Source organism: Streptomyces fungicidicus (genome assembly GCF_003665435.1).
GTDB classification, from domain to species: domain Bacteria; phylum Actinomycetota; class Actinomycetes; order Streptomycetales; family Streptomycetaceae; genus Streptomyces; species Streptomyces fungicidicus.
This window is the reverse complement of the sequence record NZ_CP023407.1, coordinates 3,777,358-3,795,416: the sequence shown is the minus strand read 5'-3', so window position 1 is coordinate 3,795,416 and position 18,059 is coordinate 3,777,358. Positions and strand designations below refer to the sequence as shown.

Sequence of the window (18,059 nt, the reverse complement as noted above, 5' to 3'; positions counted from 1 at the left end):
ACCGTCATGGAACTGCACGACGTCTGGTTCGTACTGATCGCCGTCCTGTGGATCGGCTACTTCTTCCTGGAGGGGTTCGACTTCGGGGTCGGCGTCCTCACCCGGCTGCTCGCCCGCGACCGGGCCGAGAAGCGGGTGCTGATCAACACCATCGGCCCCGTGTGGGACGGCAACGAGGTGTGGCTGCTCACCGCGGGCGGTGCCACCTTCGCCGCCTTCCCCGAGTGGTACGCCACGCTCTTCTCCGGCTTCTACCTCCCGCTGCTGGTCATCCTGGTCTGCCTGATCGTCCGCGGTGTCGCCTTCGAGTACCGGGCGAAGCGGCCGGAGGAGCACTGGCAGCGCAACTGGGAGACGGCGATCTTCTGGACCTCGCTGATCCCGGCCTTCCTGTGGGGCGTGGCCTTCGGGAACATCGTCCGCGGCGTGAAGATCGACGCCGAGTTCGAGTACGTGGGCACCGTCTGGGACCTGCTCAACCCGTACGCCCTGCTGGGCGGACTGGTCACCCTGTCGCTCTTCACCTTCCACGGCACGGTGTTCACCGCGCTGAAGACGGTCGGGGAGATCCGGGCACGGGCGCGGAAGCTGGCCCTGCGCGTGGGTCTGGTCACCGCCGTGCTGGCGCTGGTGTTCCTGCTGTGGACGCAGGCCGACCGCGGTGACGGCACCAGCCTGGTCGCGATGGCCGTGGCGGTCGCCGCACTGGTCGCCGCGCTGGCGGCGAACCAGGCGGGACGCGAGGGCTGGTCGTTCGCCCTCTCCGGCGTCACCATCGTGGCTGCCGTGGCGATGCTCTTCCTGACGCTGTTCCCGAACGTCATGCCGTCCACGCTCGACGCGGACTGGAGCCTGACCGTCACCAACGCCTCCTCCAGCCCCTACACCCTGAAGATCATGACCTGGCTCGCGGTGATCGCCACCCCGCTGGTGATGCTCTACCAGGGCTGGACCTACTGGGTGTTCCGCAAGCGGATCGGCACCCAGCACATCGCCGATCCCGTGCACTGAGGGTGTGTTTCACGTGAAACCGATCGACCCGCGACTCCTCCGGTACGCACGGGCCACCCGCGGCTTCCTGGCGGCGGTCGTCGCCCTGGGGGCCGTCGGCGCGGTGCTGGTCATCGCCCAGGCCATGCTCATCGCCGAGATCGTGGTGGGCGCGTTCGAGGACGGTCTGTCCGCCGGTGACCTCACCACTCCCCTGGTGCTGCTCGCCGCCGTCGCGGCCGGCCGCGGGCTGGTCGGCTGGCTGACCGAGCTGGCCGCCCACCGGGCGAGCGCCGCGGTGAAGTCGGAGCTGCGGGGGCGGCTGCTGGAGCGGGCGACGGCACTCGGACCGGGCTGGCTGGACGGGCAGCGCACCGGGTCACTGGTCGCGCTGGCCACCCGGGGAGTCGACGCCCTCGACGGCTACTTCTCGCGCTACCTCCCCCAGCTGGGCCTCGCGGTGGTCGTCCCGGTGGCGGTGCTGGCGCGGATCGTCACCGAGGAGTGGGTCTCGGCGGCGATCATCGTCGGCACCCTGCCGCTGATCCCCCTCTTCATGGCGCTGATCGGCTGGGCCACCCAGTCCCGGATGGACCGGCAGTGGCTGCTGCTGTCCCGGCTGTCCGGCCACTTCCTGGACGTCGTCGCCGGGCTGCCGACCCTGAAGGTCTTCGGACGGGCCAAGGCGCAGGCGGAGTCCATCCGCCGGATCACCGCCGACTACCGGCGGGCGACCATGCGGACGCTGCGGATCGCCTTCATCTCCTCCTTCGCCCTGGAACTGCTCGCCACGCTCTCGGTGGCCCTGGTCGCCGTGACGATCGGCATGCGGCTGGTGTACGGCGACATGGACCTCTACACCGGACTGGTCATCCTGATCCTGGCGCCCGAGGCCTATCTGCCGCTGCGTCAGGTCGGCGCCCAGTACCACGCGGCCGCGGAGGGCCTCGGGGCGGCCGAGGAGATCTTCTCCGTGCTGGAGACACCCGCGCCCACGCCGGGAACGGGCACGGTGCCGGAGGGCGCCCTCTCCTTCGAGGAGGTGACGGTCCGCTATCCGGGCCGTACCGCGGACGCCGTGACGGACGTGTCCTTCACCGTCGGCCCCGGGGAGACGGTCGCGCTCGTCGGGCCGAGCGGGGCGGGCAAGTCGACCCTGCTGCACGCGCTGCTGGGATTCGTCCGGCCCACCGGGGGGCGGGTGCGGATCGGGGGAGCGGATCTCGCCGGACTCGACCTCGCCGCATGGCACGACCGTGTCGCCTGGGTGCCGCAGCGGCCGCACCTGTACGCCGGGACGATCACGGAGAACGTACGGCTGGCCCGCCCCGGCGCGGACGACGACGCAGTGCGGCGCGCCCTGCGGGACGCCGGGGCGCTGGAGTTCGTGGAGGCGCTCCCTGAGGGCGCCGGGACCGTGCTCGGCGAGGACGGAGCGGGACTGTCGGCCGGACAGCGGCAGCGGCTCGCGCTGGCCCGCGCCTTCCTCGCGGACCGGCCCGTCCTGCTGCTCGACGAGCCGACGGCGGCGCTGGACGGTGCCACCGAGGCCGGGATCGTGGCGGCGGTACGGCGGCTGGCGGCCGGGCGGACGGTGCTGCTCGTGGTGCACCGGCCGGCGCTGCTGGCCCTCGCCGACCGCGTCGTGCGGCTGGCGGAACCGGCTCCCGCCGACCAGGGGGAGGCTCCGCGCCGGGAGCAGCCCGGCACCGCGACACCCGTGGAAACCGGCCTCCTGCCCGGCAGCGGTCCCGCCGCTCCCGGGGACGCCGAGCCCGTCCCGGGCGGCGTCCTCACCCGCGTCCGTGCGCTGTCCGGCGCCCGGCGGGGGAGGATCACCCTCGCCCTGCTGCTGGGCACCCTCGCCCTGGGCAGTGCCGTCGGGCTCATGGCGACGTCCGGCTGGCTCATCTCCCGGGCCTCGGAGCAGCCGCCGGTGCTGTATCTGATGGTGGCCGTGACGGCGACCCGGGCCTTCGGCATCGGCCGGGCGGTGTTCCGGTACGCCGAGCGGCTCGTGTCGCACGACGCCGTCCTGCGCATGCTGGCCGACACCCGGGTCGCGGTGTACCGGCGGCTGGAGCGGCTGGCGCCCGCCGGACTGCGCGGCGCCCGCCGGGGCGACCTGCTCTCCCGGCTGGTCTCCGACGTGGACGCGCTCCAGGACTACTGGCTGCGGTGGCTGCTGCCGGCCGGTGCGGCCGTCGCCGTCTCCGCCCTGTCCGTCGGCTTCACCGCCTGGCTGCTGCCCGAGGCCGGGGCCGTGCTGGCGGCCGGACTGCTCGCGGCGGGCGCCGGTGTGCCCCTGCTGACCGGCGCCGTGGCGCGCCGTGCGGAACGCAGGCTGGCACCGGCCCGGGGCGCGCTCGCGACCCGGGTGACCGATCTGCTCACCGGCACCGCGGAGCTGACCGTCGCCGGTGCCCTGCCCGCGCGGACGGCCGAGGCGCGGCGGGCCGACGGCGTGCTCACCCGGATCGCCTCGCGTGCCGCCACCGCCACGGCGCTCGGCGACGGGCTCACCGCGCTGATCTCAGGCCTGACCGTCGCGGCAGCCGCGCTCGCCGGGGTCCAGGGCGTGGCCTCCGGCCGGCTGGACGGCGTGGCGCTGGCGGTGGTGATCCTCACCCCGCTGGCCGCGTTCGAGGCCGTCCTCGGAATGCCGCTCGCCGTACAGTACCGGCAGCGGGTGCGCCGCAGCGCCGAGCGTGTGTACGAGGTCCTGGACGCCCCGGCGCCCGTAAGGGAGCCGGAGTCGCCCCGGCAGGCGCCCGCGTCGCCGTTCCCGCTGGTGGTCAGGGGGCTGGTCGCCCGCCACCCGGGGCAGGACCGGGACGCGCTGGCCGGGGTGGACCTCACCTTGGAGCGGGGCCGCCGGATCGCCGTGGTGGGGCCGTCCGGCTCCGGCAAGACGACGCTCGCGCAGGCGCTGCTGCGGTTCCTGGATCCGGACACGGGCTCGTACACGCTGGCCGGGGTGGACGCGTACGCCCTGGACGGCGACGACGTACGGCGGCTGGTCGGACTGTGCGCGCAGGACGCCCACCTCTTCAACAGCTCGGTACGGGAGAACCTGCTGCTCGCCAGGAAGGACGCGACCGAGGACGCGCTGCGCGACGCGCTGGGCCGGGCCCGGCTCCTGGAGTGGGCCGACGGTCTGCCCGAGGGGCTCGACACGCTCGTCGGCGAGCACGGGGCGTGGCTGTCCGGCGGACAGCGGCAGCGGCTGGCGCTGGCGCGGGCGCTGCTCGCGGACTTCCCGGTGCTGGTGCTGGACGAGCCGGCGGAACACCTCGACCTGCCGACCGCCGACGCCCTCACGGCGGACCTGCTGGACGCCACGGAGGGCCGTACGACGCTGCTCATCACCCACCGGCTGGCGGGCCTGGAGGCGGTGGACGAGGTCGTCGTGCTCGACGAGGGCCGGGTGGTGCAGCGCGGGCCGTACGCGGAACTCGTCTCGGTGCCGGGCGAGTTGCGGGCGATGGCTCGCCGGGAGGAGGAGGCCGGACTGCTGGTGGCGGTGCGTTAGCCCGCGGGGCCGACGACCGCCCCGCGGTCCCGGTGCCGGGTGACGGGACGTCAAGCGTTGACGGGCGGGCCGCTGTTCGGTGGTATCGCTGGTCCGTACGGGGTGCGTGGTCCCCCATGTGTACGACATGAACAGGGCCGTATGCGGGGACGGGGTCCAGGATCGCAGTCATGCGCTTCACCCGCCGCCATCCGCTGCTCACCGCCGTGCTGCTGTGCGCGCTCGCCGTGCTCGCCGCCCGGCCCGCCGACGGCGACGGCGATCACGCCCCCGGCCACGGCTCCGCCTCCGGCGTCGGCGCGGAGGTGGCGCGGCTGTACGAGGAGGCGGCGGCGGCGACCGAGCGGTACGAGGCCGGCCGGCGCGAGGCCGATAGGCAACGGGCGAAGGCACGGCGGCTGGAGGAGCGGCTCGACCGCGAACGGCGGGAGCTGGCCGGCCTGCACGAGGACCTGGGGCGGCTCGCCAGCTCCCAGTACCGGGACGGCGGCGGCCTGCCGCTCACGGCGCACATGCTCCTCGCGCACGACCCGGAGGAGCTGATGCGCGGTCAGCGGGTCGTGCGTCAGGCGGAGGTGTCGCTCGACAAGGCGGTCGGCCTGAGCGAGCGCGCCGAGGCCCGGCTGGCCGGCGACGAGGCGAGGGCCGCGGCGGCGTGGAAGCGGCTCGAGGCGCGCAACACCGAGCTGGCCACTCTGAGACAGGGCATCGAGCGCAAGCTCGAAGCGGCGCGCTGGAAGCTCCAGGGCGAGGCGGACTCGTCGGTCGCGGCCGGCGCTTGCCGGGGAGCGGTCCGCCTCGACCAGCCGGAGACACGGTTCACCACCTCCTGGGTGGCGCCGGTGGAGACGTACGAGCTGTCCGCCTCCTACGGCAGCGGCGGCGCGCGGTGGGCGCACCGGCACACCGGGCAGGACTTCGCGGTGCCGATCGGCACGCCGGTGCGGGCCGTGGGCGCCGGGAAGGTGGTGCGGGTGTCCTGCGGCGGCGCCTTCGGTGTCGAGATCGTGGTCCGGCACGCGGGCGGCTACTACACGCAGTACGCCCATCTCGCCGCCGTCGCCGTCGACCAGGGCGAGCGGGTCGCGACCGGGCAGTGGATCGGGCAGTCCGGCACCAGCGGCAACTCCACCGGTCCGCACCTGCACTTCGAGGTGCGGGTCACCCCGGAGATGGGCTCGGCGGTGGACCCGGTGCCGTGGCTGGCGCGGCGTGAGGTACCGCTGGGCTGACATGCCGCCGCGGCTAGCGGCGCTCGTCCAGCAACCGCTCGATCACCACGGCCACCCCGTCGTCGTTGTTGGCGACCGTGCGGCCCGAGGCGGCGGCCAGCACGTCCGGGTGGGCGTTGCCCATCGCGTAGGAGCGGCCCGCCCAGGTGAGCATCTCGACGTCGTTCGGCATGTCGCCGAAGGCGACGACCTCCTCGTGCGAGATGCCGCGTTCGGCGCAGCACAGGGCGAGGGTGCTGGCCTTGGACACGTCGGGGCCGCTGATCTCCAGCAGGGCGCTGGGGCTGGAACGGGTGACGGTGGCGCGGTCGCCGATCGCGAGCCGGGCCAGGGTGAGGAAGGCGTCGGGATCGAGCGCCGGGTGGTGGGCGAGGATCTTGAGCACCGGCTCACCCGCGGTGTGGGAGTCCGGGGCCAGCAGCTCCTCGGCGGGTGCGAACCCGTCCGGGACCTCCATGTGCAGCTTCGGGTACGCCGGCTCCTGGTGGAACCCGTAGGTCTGCTCGACGGCGTACACCGTGCCCGGTGCGGCGTCGCGCAGTAGCCCTACGGCGTCCAGCGCGTTCTCCCGGGCCAGCTCGCGCACCTTCACGAAGCGGTGGGCGCCGGGGCCGCCGTGCAGGTCGACGACGGCCGCGCCGTTGCCGCAGATGGCGAGGCCGTGGCCGTGGACGTGGTCGCTGACGACGTCCATCCAGCGGGCCGGGCGGCCGGTGACGAAGAAGACCTCGATGCCCGCCTCCTCGGCGGCGGCCAGCGCGGCGATGGTGCGCGGGGACACCGACTTGTCGTCGCGCAGCAGGGTGCCGTCGAGGTCGGTGGCGATGAGCCGCGGCGGGGTGGTGGCTGTCCTGGTCTCGGGCTGTCGGGTCGCTGAGGTCACCGGGTCATTGTCCCGCATATGCCCGCACGGCCGTGCGGGAGTCCGCACATCTGAGTGGTTATCCACGTCACTGACGGCCTCACCCGCCCCCGTGGAGGGAGCGGGGGCCGCGCGCGGACGCTCCCGGCTCACCGCAGTTGCGCCGGGGCTTCCATGGCGATCCGTTCGACGACCTTCTGGTCCGCGGCGAAGTCCGACTCCGGAATGGGCCAGTGGATCACGATCTCGGTGAATCCCAGCTCGGCGTGGCGTCCCGCGAAGTCGACGAAGGCGTCCAGGGACTCCAGCGGACGGCCCCGGTCCGGGGTGAACCCGGTGAGCAGGATCTTGTCCAGTTCGGTCACGTCCCGGCCCAGCTCGGCGCAGGCGTCCGCCAGCCTCTCCGCCTGGCCGCGAATGGCCTGAACCGACTGCTCGGGGGTTCCGTTCTCGTACAGCCGGGGGTCGCCGGTGGTCACCCACGCCTGCCCGTGCCGGGCCGCGAGCCGCAGCCCGCGGGGCCCGGTGGCCGCCACGGCGAACGGCAGCCGGGGCCGCTGCACACAGCCCGGGATGTTGCGGGCCTCGTGGGCCGCGTAGAAGTCGCCCTCGTACGACACGGAGTCCTCGGTGAGCAGCCGGTCGAGCAGCGGGACGAACTCGGCGAAGCGGTCGGCGCGCTCGCGGGGCGTCCAGGGCTCCTGGCCGAGCGCGGTGGCGTCGAAGCCGGTGCCGCCCGCGCCTATCCCCAGCGTGACGCGCCCGCCGGAGATGTCGTCGAGGGTGATGAGCTCCTTGGCGAGGGTCACCGGGTGCCGGAAGTTCGGCGAGGTCACGAGGGTGCCCAGCCGCATCCGCTCGGTCACCCCCGCGGCCGCGGTCAGCGTCGGGACGGCGCCGAACCAGGGGCCGTCCCGGAAGCTGCGCCAGGACAGGTGGTCGTAGGTGTACCCCGTGTGGAAGCCGAGTTCCTCGGCGCGCACCCACGCCGAACGGCTGCCCTCGTGCCAGCGGCGGTACGGGAGGATCACGGTGCTCAGACGCAGAGTCATACTGCCGAGCCTATGCGGCGAGGGACGTTTCACGTGAAACGATCGGGGTTCGTGTTCCGGTCACCAGGCGTGCGCGTGCAGCCACGGAGTGAAAGGCCGGCACCTCGACGTGGGCCTCGTGGGGCAGGGAGCCGTCGGGGTCGACGGTGACGCCGACGCCCGCGGCGGTGGCGCGCGAGGTCCGTTCCGCGCCGATGCCCTGGGTGACCACCATCTCGCGCCCGTGGACGCCGGCGAGCGCCCGGAGGGCGGTGACGGCGGCCTCGGTGCTGGGCAGGTGTTCCATGCCGCCGATCACGCGGCCTCAGTGGCCCGCGGGAAAGCGCAGGTAGCGGCCGGGAACGGACCCGGTCAGCCAGACACCGTTCGCGCTCACCCGGAAGACATGGCCGTCGCGGTGCATGGCGGCCGCGTCCACCGACAGCACCACGGGGCGGCCCCGGCGGGCGCCGACACGGGTCGCGGTCGCGCGGTCCGCGGAGAGGTGCACGTCGTGCCGGTCCATGGCCCGCAGCCCCTCGGCTCGGATCGCCTCCAGATTGCGGGCGACGGTGCCGTGGTAGAGGTACGGCGGCGGGACGGCCGGGGCCAGTCCCAGGTCGACCTCGACGGTGTGGCCCTGGCTGGCGCGGATCCGGGTGCCCTCCACGGCGAAGCGCCGCTTGTCGTTGGTGGCGACGACATGGTCCAGTTCCTCCCGGGAGAACCGGAAGCCGTGCGCGGACGCCGCGGCGATCAGTGTGCCGATCTCGACCCAGCCGCCCTCGTCGAGGGTCAGCCCGATCCTCGCGGGCTGGTGACGCAGATGCCTGGCGAGGTACTTCGACACCTTCACGGTGCGTTCTTCGTCCATCCCCTCAGACTGCCGGGAGAGACGCGCGTCACGCGATCGATTTTGCTCCACAGGTTTGATCCACAGCCAAGTGCGTTTATCCACAGAGGAATTGGCCCTCGTTGTGGACAAACAAGCGCTCCACCGCCTCACACCGGCGGCTTCACCCGCGCGATCCGCCGCGACGCCCCCGGCAGCCATCGCGACAACGCGTACGCGGTGCGCGCCTCCGGCGTGACCGGCACCACCGCCTCGTCACGCGCCACCGCCCGCAGGATCGCGGCGGCGACCTTCTCCGGCGGGTAGCCGCGTAGCCCGTACAGGCGGGCCGCCCGCTTCCGCAGCCGCCGTTCCTCCTCGGCGTCCGCGCCCGCGAAGCGCGCGGTGGAGGTGATGGGGGTGTCGACGAACCCGGGGCAGACCGCGGTCACGCCGATGTCCCGCTCCGCCAGTTCCGCGCGCAGGCACTCGCTCAGCATCAGCACCGCCGCCTTCGACGTGCCGTACGCGGGCAGCGCCCTCGACGGCTGGAACGCCGCCGCCGAGGCGACGTTGACGATGTGGCCGCCCTGCCCCCGCTCGGCCATCCGGCTCCCGAAGAGCCGGCAGCCGTGGATCACACCCCACAGGTTGACGTCTAGCACCTTCCGCCATTCCTCCGCGGTGGTGTCGAGGAAGGGGCCGCCCAGCCCGACGCCGGCGTTGTTCACCAGCACGTCCACCACGCCGTGCTCGGCGGTGACCCGCTCGGCGAGCTTCTCCATGGCCCGCTCGTCGGACACGTCCGCCGTCTCCGCCCAGGCGGCCGCCGCACCGCGGTCACGGGCCTCTCCGGCGGTGCGGGCCGCCGCCCCGGCGTCCCGGTCGACCGCCAGGACCCGCGCGCCCGCCTCGGCGAACGCCAGCGCGGTCGCCCGCCCGATGCCGCTGCCCGCCCCCGTGACCAGGACCAGCCGCCCGCCGAACCGGTCGGCGTACCGGCCCCGAGCCGGCACCTCCGGGCGGCCCTCCTCCACGGACGTCACGAAGTCGCCTGTCCACGCCGCCAGCTGGTCGGGGCGGGTGCGCGGGACCCAGTGCCGGGCCCGCAGCGTCCGCCGGGTCAGCCGCGGCACCCACAGCTCCAGATCCTCGTAGAGCCGCTCCGAGAGGAACGCGTCGTCCAGGGGCGTGATGAGCTGCACGGGCGCGTGCGCGTAGGCGTCTGCGCGCGGAGCGCGCAGCCGGGGCCGCACGTTGTCCCGGTACAGCCAGGCGCCGTGCGCCGCGTCCGAGGGCAGTGACGGGGTGGGATAGCCGCCGCCGGGCACCTTCTCGACGCGCTCCAGTATCCGCGGCCAGCGCCTGCCGAGCGGGCCGCGCCAGGCCAGTTCGGGCAGCACCGGAGTGTGCAGCAGGTAGACGTACCAGGACTTGGCGCCCTGGCCGAGCAGTTGGCCGACCCGGCGCGGGGTGGGCCGCTTCAGCCGGCTGTTGATCCAGTGCCCGAAGTGGTCGAGGGACGGCCCCGACATCGAGGTGAAGGAGGCGATCCGCCCCGCGGTGCGCCCCACCGTGACGAACTCCCAGCACTGCACCGAGCCCCAGTCGTGCCCCACCAGGTGCACCGGACGGTCCGGGCTGACCGCGTCGGCGACGGCCAGGAAGTCGTCGGTCAGCTTCTCCAGGGTGAACCCGCCGCGCAGCGGACGCGGCGCCGTGGACCGGCCGTGGCCGCGGACGTCGTACGCCACCACGTGGAACCGCTCGGCCAGCCGGGGCGCGACCTCGGACCACACCTCCTTGCTGTCCGGATAGCCGTGCACCAGGACGACCGTCGGCCGCCCGGGATCGCCCAGCTCGGCCACGCACAGTTCGACCCCGCCCGTACGCACCCGGCGCTCCCGCGCGCCACTCAGTCCCGTCACACCGGCGAATGTGGCAGTAGTGAGACGGATCGTCAACAGCGCCTGCCGGGGGGCCGGTGAGTGCCCCTCGGGCAGGGCTCCCCTACGGGCCCGTACGACTCCAGACGGACCCCAAGACGGCTCTCCGGTCTGACGACCGCAGTGGTGCGGGTCACTACCGTCTAGGACGTGACTGTGATCGTGACCGAAAGCCTGAGCAAGCGGTTCCCCCGGGTGACCGCTCTTGACCGGCTCTCCGTGGACGTCGGGCCCGGTGTGACCGGACTCGTCGGAGCCAATGGAGCCGGCAAGTCCACACTGATCAAGATCCTGCTGGGTCTGTCCCCCGCCACCGAGGGCCGAGCCGAAGTGCTCGGGCTCGACGTCGCCACCAAGGGCGCCGCCATCCGCGAGCGGGTCGGCTACATGCCGGAGCACGACTGCCTGCCACCGGACGTCTCGGCCACCGAGTTCGTCGTCCACATGGCACGCATGTCCGGCCTGCCGCCCACCGCCGCGCGGGAGCGCACCGCGGACACCCTGCGCCACGTCGGCCTGTACGAGGAGCGCTACCGCCCCATCGGCGGCTACTCCACGGGCATGAAGCAGCGCGTGAAACTCGCGCAGGCCCTGGTGCACGACCCCCAGCTGGTCTTCCTGGACGAGCCCACCAACGGCCTCGACCCGGTCGGCCGCGACGAGATGCTGGGCCTGATCCGCCGCATCCACACCGACTTCGGCATCTCCGTGCTGGTCACCTCGCACCTGCTGGGCGAACTCGAGCGCACCTGCGACCACGTCGTGGTCGTCGACGGCGGCAAGCTGCTGCGCTCCAGCTCCACCACGGACTTCACCCAGACGACCACGACGCTCGCGGTCGAGGTCACCGACACCGACGAACACCCCGACGGCACCCGCGCGGTGCGCGAGGCGCTCCGGGCGCGCGGAGTGACCGTCGAGGACGGCAGCGGGCTGCCGGGCGCCGGGCACATCCTGCTGCTCACCGCGCGCGGCGAGGACACCTACGACCTGGTCCGGGACGTCATCGCGGACCTCGGCCTCGGGCTGGTGCGCATGGAACAGCGCCGGCACCACATCGCCGAGGTCTTCAGGAACGACGAAGACGGCACCGCGGCGAACGGCGGCGAACAGCGGAAGGAGGCGGTCGGCCATGGCAACTGAGCAGTCCCTGCGGACACCGGCCACCGCGTCGGGCGACACCCGTATCCACAACATCGGCTACCGCTCCTACGACGGCCCCCGCCTCGGCCGTTCCTACGCCAGGCTCTCGCTGTACTCGCAGTCCCTGCGCGGCGCCTACGGCCTCGGCCGCTCGGTGAAGTCCAAGGTCCTGCCGATGCTGCTGTTCGTGGTGATGTGCGTGCCCGCCGCCATCATGGTGGCCGTCGCCGTCGCCACCAAGGCCAAGGACCTGCCGCTCGACTACACGCGCTACGCGATCGTCATGCAGGCCGTCATCAGCCTGTACGTCGCCTCGCAGGCGCCCCAGTCCGTCTCGCGCGACCTGCGCTTCAAGACCGTGCCGCTGTACTTCTCGCGGCCCATCGAGACCGCCGACTACGTCCGCGCCAAGTTCGCGGCGCTGGCCTCGGCCCTGTTCATCCTCACCGCCGCACCCCTGCTCGTGCTGTACGTCGGGGCGCTGCTGGCCAAGCTCGACTTCACCGACCAGACCAAGGGATTCGCACAGGGACTCGTCTCCGTGGCACTGCTCTCGCTGCTCTTCGCCGGCATCGGCCTGGTCGTCGCGTCGGTCACCCCGCGCCGCGGCTTCGGCATCGCCGCGGTGATCGCCGTCCTGACCATCTCCTACGGCGCGGTCTCCACGCTCCAGGCGATCGCGGAGGTCCAGAGCGGCGGCGACGCCATCGCCTGGATCGGCCTGTTCTCGCCGATCACCCTCATCGACGGAGTGCAGTCCGCCTTCCTCGGCGCGAGCTCCGCCTTCCCCGGCGGCGTGGGACCGGGCAACGGCGAGGGCGTGGTCTACGTCCTGCTCAGCCTCGGCCTGATCGCGGCCAGCTACGGCCTCCTGGTGCGCCGCTACAAGAAGGTGGGAATGTGACCACGCTCAGCATCGACCACGTCTCCCGCTGGTTCGGCAACGTGGTCGCCGTCAACGACATCACGATGACCATCGGGCCCGGCGTCACCGGCCTGCTCGGCCCCAACGGAGCCGGAAAGTCCACCCTCATCAACATGATGGGCGGCTTCCTCGCCCCCTCCACCGGCACCGTCACCCTCGACGGACAGCAGGTGTGGCGCAACGAGGCCATCTACCGGCACATCGGCATCGTCCCCGAGCGCGAGGCGATGTACGACTTCCTCACCGGCCGCGAGTTCGTCCTCGCCAACGCGGAACTGCACGGCCTCGGCGCCAAGGCCGCCCAGCAGGCGCTGGCCACGGTCGAGATGGAGTACGCGCAGGACCGGAAGATCGCCACGTACTCCAAGGGCATGCGGCAGCGCGTGAAGATGGCGTCCGCGCTGGTCCACCAGCCGTCGCTGCTCCTGCTGGACGAGCCCTTCAACGGCATGGACCCGCGTCAGCGGATGCAGCTGATGGACCTGCTGCGGCGCATGGGCGACGAGGGCCGCACCGTGCTGTTCTCCTCACACATCCTCGAGGAGGTCGAACAGCTCGCCTGGCACATCGAGGTGGTGGTCGCCGGCCGGCACGCGGCCAGCGGCGACTTCCGCAGGATCCGCCGCCTGATGACGGACCGCCCGCACCGCTACCTGGTGCGCTCCAGCGACGACCGCGCCCTCGCGGCCGCGCTGATCGCCGATCCGTCGACCTCCGGCATCGAGGTGGACCTGGCGGAGGGCGCCCTGCGTATCCAGGCCGTCGACTTCGGCCGCTTCACCGCCCTGCTCCCCAAGGTCGCCAAGGAGCACGGCATCCGCCTGCTCACGGTCTCGCCGTCCGACGAGTCCCTCGAGTCCGTCTTCTCGTATCTCGTCGCGGCGTAGGAGGCCGAACATGTACGACCCCACAGTCGCCCGGCTCACCTACCGGGCCCTGCTCGGCCGTCGCCGGGCCCTTATCCTGGGCGCCCTGCCCCTGCTGCTGATCGTGATCTCCGTGGCCGTGCGCGCCCTCAGCGGCGTCGACGACCAGACGGCGGCCGACGTGCTCGGGGGGTTCGCGCTCGCCACCATGGTGCCGATCATCGGCGTCATCGCCGGCACGGGCGCGATCGGGCCCGAGATCGACGACGGCTCCGTGGTGTACCTGCTGTCCAAGCCGATCAAGCGGTCCACGATCATCTACACCAAGCTGATCGTCGCGATCGCCGTGACCATGGTGTTCTCGGCGGTGCCGACGCTGATCGCGGGCTTCGTCCTGAACGGCAACGGCCAACAGGTCGCCGTCGCCTACACGGTGGCGGCCCTGGTCGCCTCGATCGCGTACGCGGCGCTCTTCCTGCTGCTCGGCACGGTCTCGCGGCACGCGGTGGTGTTCGGGCTGGTCTACGCGCTGGTCTGGGAGGCGCTGTTCGGCTCCCTGGTGCCCGGCGCGCGCACGCTGAGCGTCCAGCAGTGGTCGCTGGCCGTGGCGCAGAAGGTCTCCGGCGGTGAACTGATCACCTCGGACGTCGGCCTGACGACCGCGACGGTGCTGCTGGCCACGGTGACCGTGCTGGCCACCTGGTACGCCGGGCAGAAGCTGCGTTCGCTGACGCTGGCCGGCGAGGAGTGACACCCGGCCGGCCGGGACGTCCCGTTTTATTCGGTGGCGTCCGGCCGGCCCGGCGGGCAGAGTGAGAGTGTCCGCATCGCCGGGAAAGTCCGGCGTCACCTGCTGGGAGAGGGAGCGGGACGGTGCCCGTCGCACGGCACGTCCGCTCCCGTCGGGGCAGCCCGTGGCGGACTCCGGAGCCATCCCCACGGCTCCGTCGAGTCCGCCCGCACGGGGAGCTGCCCGGGGGCGGCCGCTTCGAGCACGCGCACTCGCGTCGCGTGGGCCGCCCCTCCCTGCTTCCGCCTCCCCGGAGGCGGTGCTCCGAGCCGGTGCGGGGCGGGCCGCGCGGCTACTTCAGGAAGCGTTCCAGAACCGCCGCGATGCCGTCCTCCTCGTTGGAGGCCGTCACCTCGTCCGCCACCGCCTTCAGCTCCTGGTGGGCGTTGGCCATGGCCACACCGCGGGCGGACCAGGCGAACATCGGGAGGTCGTTGGGCATGTCGCCGAAGGCGATCGTGTCCGTGGACCTCACGCCCAGCCGGCGCGCCGCGAGGGACAGCCCGGTGGCCTTGGACAGGCCGAGCGGGAGGAGCTCCACGATGCCCTCGCCCGCCATCGTGACGGTGACGAACCCGCCCGCCGCGCCGTTCGCCGCGTCGGCGAGCTCGTCCGTGGTGAGGGTGGGGTGCTGGATGTACAGCTTGTTGAGGGGCGCGCTCCACAGGTCCGACGCGTCGGTGAACGGCGTCGCGGGCAGTCCGCCCACGACCTCGTAACCGGGACCGACCAGCACCTCGCCTTCCAGTCCGTCACGGCTGGCGGCCAGGTGCAGCGGACCGACCTCCGCCTCGATCTTGGCCAGCGCCACTCCGGCCAGCTGCCGGTCCAGGGTGACCGACGTCAGCAGGCGGTGCGCTCCGGCGTCGTACACCTGTGCGCCCTGGCCGCAGACGGCGAGGCCCCGGTAGCCGAGGTCGTCGAGTATGGGCCGGGTCCAGGGCACCGCGCGGCCGGTGACGACGATGTGCGCGGCGCCCGCCGCGGTGGCCGCGGCGAGCGCGTCACGGGTGCGGCGGGAGACCGAGTGGTCGTCCCGCAGCAGCGTGCCGTCGAGGTCGGTGGCGACGAGCCGGTAGGGGAAGGGCGAGGGGGCGGCGCTCACTTGGTGACCGGCTCCAGGAGCTCCCGGCCGCCCAGGTACGGACGCAGCACCTCCGGCACGCGCACGGAGCCGTCGGCCTGCTGGTGGTTCTCCAGGATCGCGACGATCGTGCGCGGGACGGCGCAGAGCGTGCCGTTGAGCGTGGCCAGCGGCCGCACCTTCTTGTCCTCACGGAGGCGGATCGACAGCCGGCGGGACTGGTACTCGGTGCAGTCCGAGGTCGAGGTCAGCTCGCGGTACTTGCCCTGGGTCGGGATCCACGCCTCGCAGTCGTACTTACGCGCGGCCGAGGAGCCCAGGTCGCCGGAGGCGACGTCGATCACGCGGAACGGCAGCTCGAGCGAGGTCAGCCACTGCTTCTCCCACTCCAGCAGCCGCTGGTGCTCCGCCTGCGAGTCCTCCGGGGAGACGTACGAGAACATCTCGACCTTGTCGAACTGGTGCACACGGAAGATGCCCCGGGTGTCCTTGCCGTGCGAGCCGGCCTCGCGGCGGAAGCAGGGCGAGAAGCCCGCGTACCGCAGCGGCAGCCGGTCGGCGTCGATGATCTCGTCCATGTGGTAGGCGGCCAGCGCCACCTCGGACGTGCCGACCAGGTAGAGGTCGTCCTTGTCGAGGTGGTAGACGTCCTGGGCCGCCTGGCCGAGGAAGCCGGTGCCCGCCATCGACTGGGGGCGGACCAGCGCGGGGGTCAGCATCGGCGTGAAGCCGGCGGCCGTGGCCTGCGCCATCGCGGCGTTCACCAGGGCGAGCTCGAGCAGCGCGCCGACGCCGGTCAGGAAGTAGAAGCGGGAGCCCGAGACCTTGGCGCCGCGCTCGACGTCGATGGCGGCGAGCAGCTGGCCGAGCTCCAGGTGGTCCTTGGGAGCGAAGCCCTCGGCGTCGAAGTCGCGGATGGTGCCGTGCGTCTCCAGCGTGACGAAGTCCTCCTCGCCGCCGACGGGGACGTCGGGGTGGACGAGGTTGCTCAGCTTGAGCAGCAGGTCCTGGGTCTCGCTCGCCGCGGCGTCGCGGTCGGCGTCGGCCGCCTTGACGTCGGCGGCGAGCCGGCCGGTCCGCTCGAGCAGCTCGGCCTTCTCGTCGCCGGCCGCCTTGGGGATGAGCTTGCCGAGCGACTTCTGCTCGGCGCGCAGCTCGTCGAAGCGGACGCCGGACGACCTGCGCCGTTCGTCGGCAGACAGGAGGGCGTCGACGAGCGCGACGTCCTCTCCACGGGCACGCTGGGAAGCGCGCACACGGTCGGGGTCCTCACGAAGCAGGCGAAGGTCAATCACGCGGCCAAGGCTACCGGTGCGCGGTGACGCCTCACGACTCACTATTGCGGTGCGGCGGCTCACGTTCCGTTATGGGTGAATTGCGCATTGTGTTCCGTGAAGTCAATAAAGGGAACACTTCCCCTGGAACGGGTCAGTTCACGGGGTGCGGGTTGACTGGAATCCCTTGCGGCGAAGGGAACTTGGGCTTTGGTTGTCCACAGGCATCCAGGCCCTCGCGCAAGTTATCCACAGGGTGTGGGGAAAATCTGTGGACGTCGGAATTGATCACTCCGAAACGCTCGAACGGAGCCGAGGAATCCCAGGACAAACCCCCTTCGCCACCACTTTTGAGTGGAAAGCGCTCACCCCAAAGGGTTGACCAAAGGAAAAGGGTGGACGAAGGGCGATGTGCGGGGCGATGAACGGGATCATGATGCATGAGCCGATTTGTCGACGGAATGCCGTCTCGGTGTCGACTTGTCCCCAGGTAGAGAAGCGGACCTGTGGATAACTTCTGTGGACAACGAAAATCAGCAGGTAGGACCGGGCCCCGGCCCTCACCGCACCGGTCAGAACCGCCCGTCCTGGCACCGCGCCACCCAGTCCGCGGCCCCGGCGAACTCCTCGTCCGACGTCCCGGGGAACGGCGTCAGCACCTCTCCGGGGCGCACATCGGCACGCGGGTACGAGCCCAGGTAGCGCACCTGCAGACAGATCCGCTTGAGCCCCATCAGCGCCTCGGACATCCGGCGGTCCGAGATATGACCCTCGGCGTCCACGCAGAAGCAGTAATTGCCGATGCCGGCACCGGTCGGCCGGGACTGGAGCAGCATCAGGTTGATGCCGCGCGTCGCGAACTCGCCCAGCAGGTCGCGCAGACCACCGGGATGGTCGTCGTTCTGCCACAGCACGACGGAGGTCTTGTCGGCGCCGGTGGGCGCCGCGGGCCGGGCGGGGCGGCCCACCAGCACGAACCGCGTCTGGGCGTTCTCCGCGTCGTGGATGCCCGTCTCCAGCGCCTCCAGGCCGTACCGGGCGGCGGCGAACTCACCGGCGAACGCGGCGTCGTACCGGCCCTCCTGGACCAGCCGCGCGCCGTCCGCGTTGGAGGCGGCCGACTCCCAGACGGCGTCCGGCAGATGCGTCTTCAGCCAGTTGCGGACCTGCGGCTGGGCGGCCGGGTGCGCGGTGACCGTCTTGATGTCCGACAGCTTGATGCCGGGACGGACGAGCAGCGCGAAGGTGATCGACAGCAGCACCTCGCGGTAGATCATCAGCGGGGTGCCCGCGACCAGCTCGTCGAGGGTGGTCGTGATGCCGCCCTCGACCGAGTTCTCGATCGGGACGAACGCGGCCTCGGCCTCGCCCACACGCACCGCGTCGAGCGCGGACTGCACGGAGACGTACGGCGTCAGCTCACGGGTGGCCGCCTCGGGAAGCGTGCGCAGGGCGACTTCGGTGAAAGTGCCCTCAGGGCCGAGATACGCATAGCTCGCTGGCATGACCTCACCCTAATGGGCCCCGGCCGGAGGTGGTCCCGGAAATGTCC

15 protein-coding genes are annotated in these 18,059 nt (G+C 72.3%); 7 read left to right on the top strand and 8 right to left on the bottom strand.

The window, feature by feature from the left end; translation table 11 throughout:
• Nucleotides 1-6: 6 nt before the first annotated feature.
• From cydB to CNQ36_RS17255, 3 genes are all read left to right on the top strand, one after another.
• Nucleotides 7-1,011, top strand: a complete 1,005-nt coding sequence (gene cydB / locus CNQ36_RS17265) for a cytochrome d ubiquinol oxidase subunit II (protein ID WP_121546667.1) — start codon at nt 7-9, stop codon at nt 1,009-1,011.
• Between the two features lie 13 nt (nt 1,012-1,024).
• A complete protein-coding gene (gene cydD, locus CNQ36_RS17260) occupies nt 1,025-4,522 on the top strand; it encodes a thiol reductant ABC exporter subunit CydD (protein ID WP_121546666.1) in 3,498 nt (1,165 codons plus the stop codon).
• 170 nt (nt 4,523-4,692) lie between these two features.
• Nucleotides 4,693-5,754, top strand: a complete 1,062-nt coding sequence (locus CNQ36_RS17255; RefSeq protein ID WP_121546665.1) for a M23 family metallopeptidase — start codon at nt 4,693-4,695, stop codon at nt 5,752-5,754.
• Between the two features lie 13 nt (nt 5,755-5,767).
• Here the strand turns inward: CNQ36_RS17255 and CNQ36_RS17250 are convergent, their stop codons facing one another.
• The 5 genes from CNQ36_RS17250 to CNQ36_RS17230 form a co-directional block, all read right to left on the bottom strand.
• Complete coding sequence (locus CNQ36_RS17250) at nt 5,768-6,655, bottom strand: Cof-type HAD-IIB family hydrolase (protein ID WP_004929322.1); 888 nt, start codon at nt 6,653-6,655, stop codon at nt 5,768-5,770.
• 110 nt (nt 6,656-6,765) lie between these two features.
• A complete protein-coding gene (locus tag CNQ36_RS17245; protein WP_121546663.1) occupies nt 6,766-7,668 on the bottom strand; it encodes an LLM class flavin-dependent oxidoreductase in 903 nt (300 codons plus the stop codon).
• 10 nt (nt 7,669-7,678) lie between these two features.
• Nucleotides 7,679-7,954: a hypothetical protein gene (locus tag CNQ36_RS17240; protein WP_410177123.1), complete on the bottom strand. Its 276-nt coding sequence runs from the start codon at nt 7,952-7,954 to the stop codon at nt 7,679-7,681.
• Between the two features lie 18 nt (nt 7,955-7,972).
• Nucleotides 7,973-8,521, bottom strand: coding sequence for an RNA 2'-phosphotransferase (locus CNQ36_RS17235; protein WP_004929331.1), 549 nt, complete (start codon nt 8,519-8,521; stop codon nt 7,973-7,975).
• 128 nt (nt 8,522-8,649) lie between these two features.
• Nucleotides 8,650-10,407 (bottom strand): SDR family oxidoreductase, encoded by a 1,758-nt coding sequence (locus CNQ36_RS17230; protein WP_121546662.1) that lies wholly within the window; start codon nt 10,405-10,407, stop codon nt 8,650-8,652.
• Nucleotides 10,408-10,581: 174 nt separating this feature from the next.
• Here CNQ36_RS17230 and CNQ36_RS17225 point away from each other — a divergent pair, with 174 nt between their 5' ends.
• Genes CNQ36_RS17225 through CNQ36_RS17210 form a run of 4 tightly spaced genes read left to right on the top strand, consistent with a single transcriptional unit; the run spans nt 10,582 to nt 14,110 of the window.
• Nucleotides 10,582-11,568, top strand: a complete 987-nt coding sequence (locus tag CNQ36_RS17225) for an ABC transporter ATP-binding protein (RefSeq protein WP_121546661.1) — start codon at nt 10,582-10,584, stop codon at nt 11,566-11,568.
• Nucleotides 11,558-12,472 carry an ABC transporter permease subunit gene (locus tag CNQ36_RS17220; protein WP_121546660.1) on the top strand — a complete coding sequence of 305 codons (915 nt, stop codon included), beginning with the start codon at nt 11,558-11,560 and terminating at the stop codon, nt 12,470-12,472. Before CNQ36_RS17225 ends, CNQ36_RS17220 begins: the two co-directional genes overlap by 11 nt.
• Nucleotides 12,469-13,380, top strand: coding sequence for an ABC transporter ATP-binding protein (locus tag CNQ36_RS17215; protein WP_004929340.1), 912 nt, complete (start codon nt 12,469-12,471; stop codon nt 13,378-13,380). The genes CNQ36_RS17220 and CNQ36_RS17215 overlap by 4 nt, the downstream gene beginning before the upstream one ends.
• Before the next feature lie 10 nt (nt 13,381-13,390).
• Nucleotides 13,391-14,110, top strand: coding sequence for an ABC transporter permease subunit (locus CNQ36_RS17210; RefSeq protein ID WP_004929343.1), 720 nt, complete (start codon nt 13,391-13,393; stop codon nt 14,108-14,110).
• Between the two features lie 331 nt (nt 14,111-14,441).
• Here the strand turns inward: CNQ36_RS17210 and CNQ36_RS17205 are convergent, their stop codons facing one another.
• From CNQ36_RS17205 to pheA, 3 genes are all read right to left on the bottom strand, one after another.
• On the bottom strand, nt 14,442-15,254 hold the full coding sequence (locus tag CNQ36_RS17205) for an HAD family hydrolase (protein WP_121546659.1): 813 nt from the start codon (nt 15,252-15,254) through the stop codon (nt 14,442-14,444).
• Nucleotides 15,251-16,528: a serine--tRNA ligase gene (serS, locus tag CNQ36_RS17200; RefSeq protein ID WP_121546658.1), complete on the bottom strand. Its 1,278-nt coding sequence runs from the start codon at nt 16,526-16,528 to the stop codon at nt 15,251-15,253. The genes CNQ36_RS17205 and serS overlap by 4 nt, the downstream gene beginning before the upstream one ends.
• A gap of 551 nt (nt 16,529-17,079) precedes the next feature.
• On the bottom strand, nt 17,080-18,012 hold the full coding sequence (pheA, locus tag CNQ36_RS17195; RefSeq protein WP_121546657.1) for a prephenate dehydratase: 933 nt from the start codon (nt 18,010-18,012) through the stop codon (nt 17,080-17,082).
• Between the last annotated feature and the right edge of the window lie 47 nt (nt 18,013-18,059).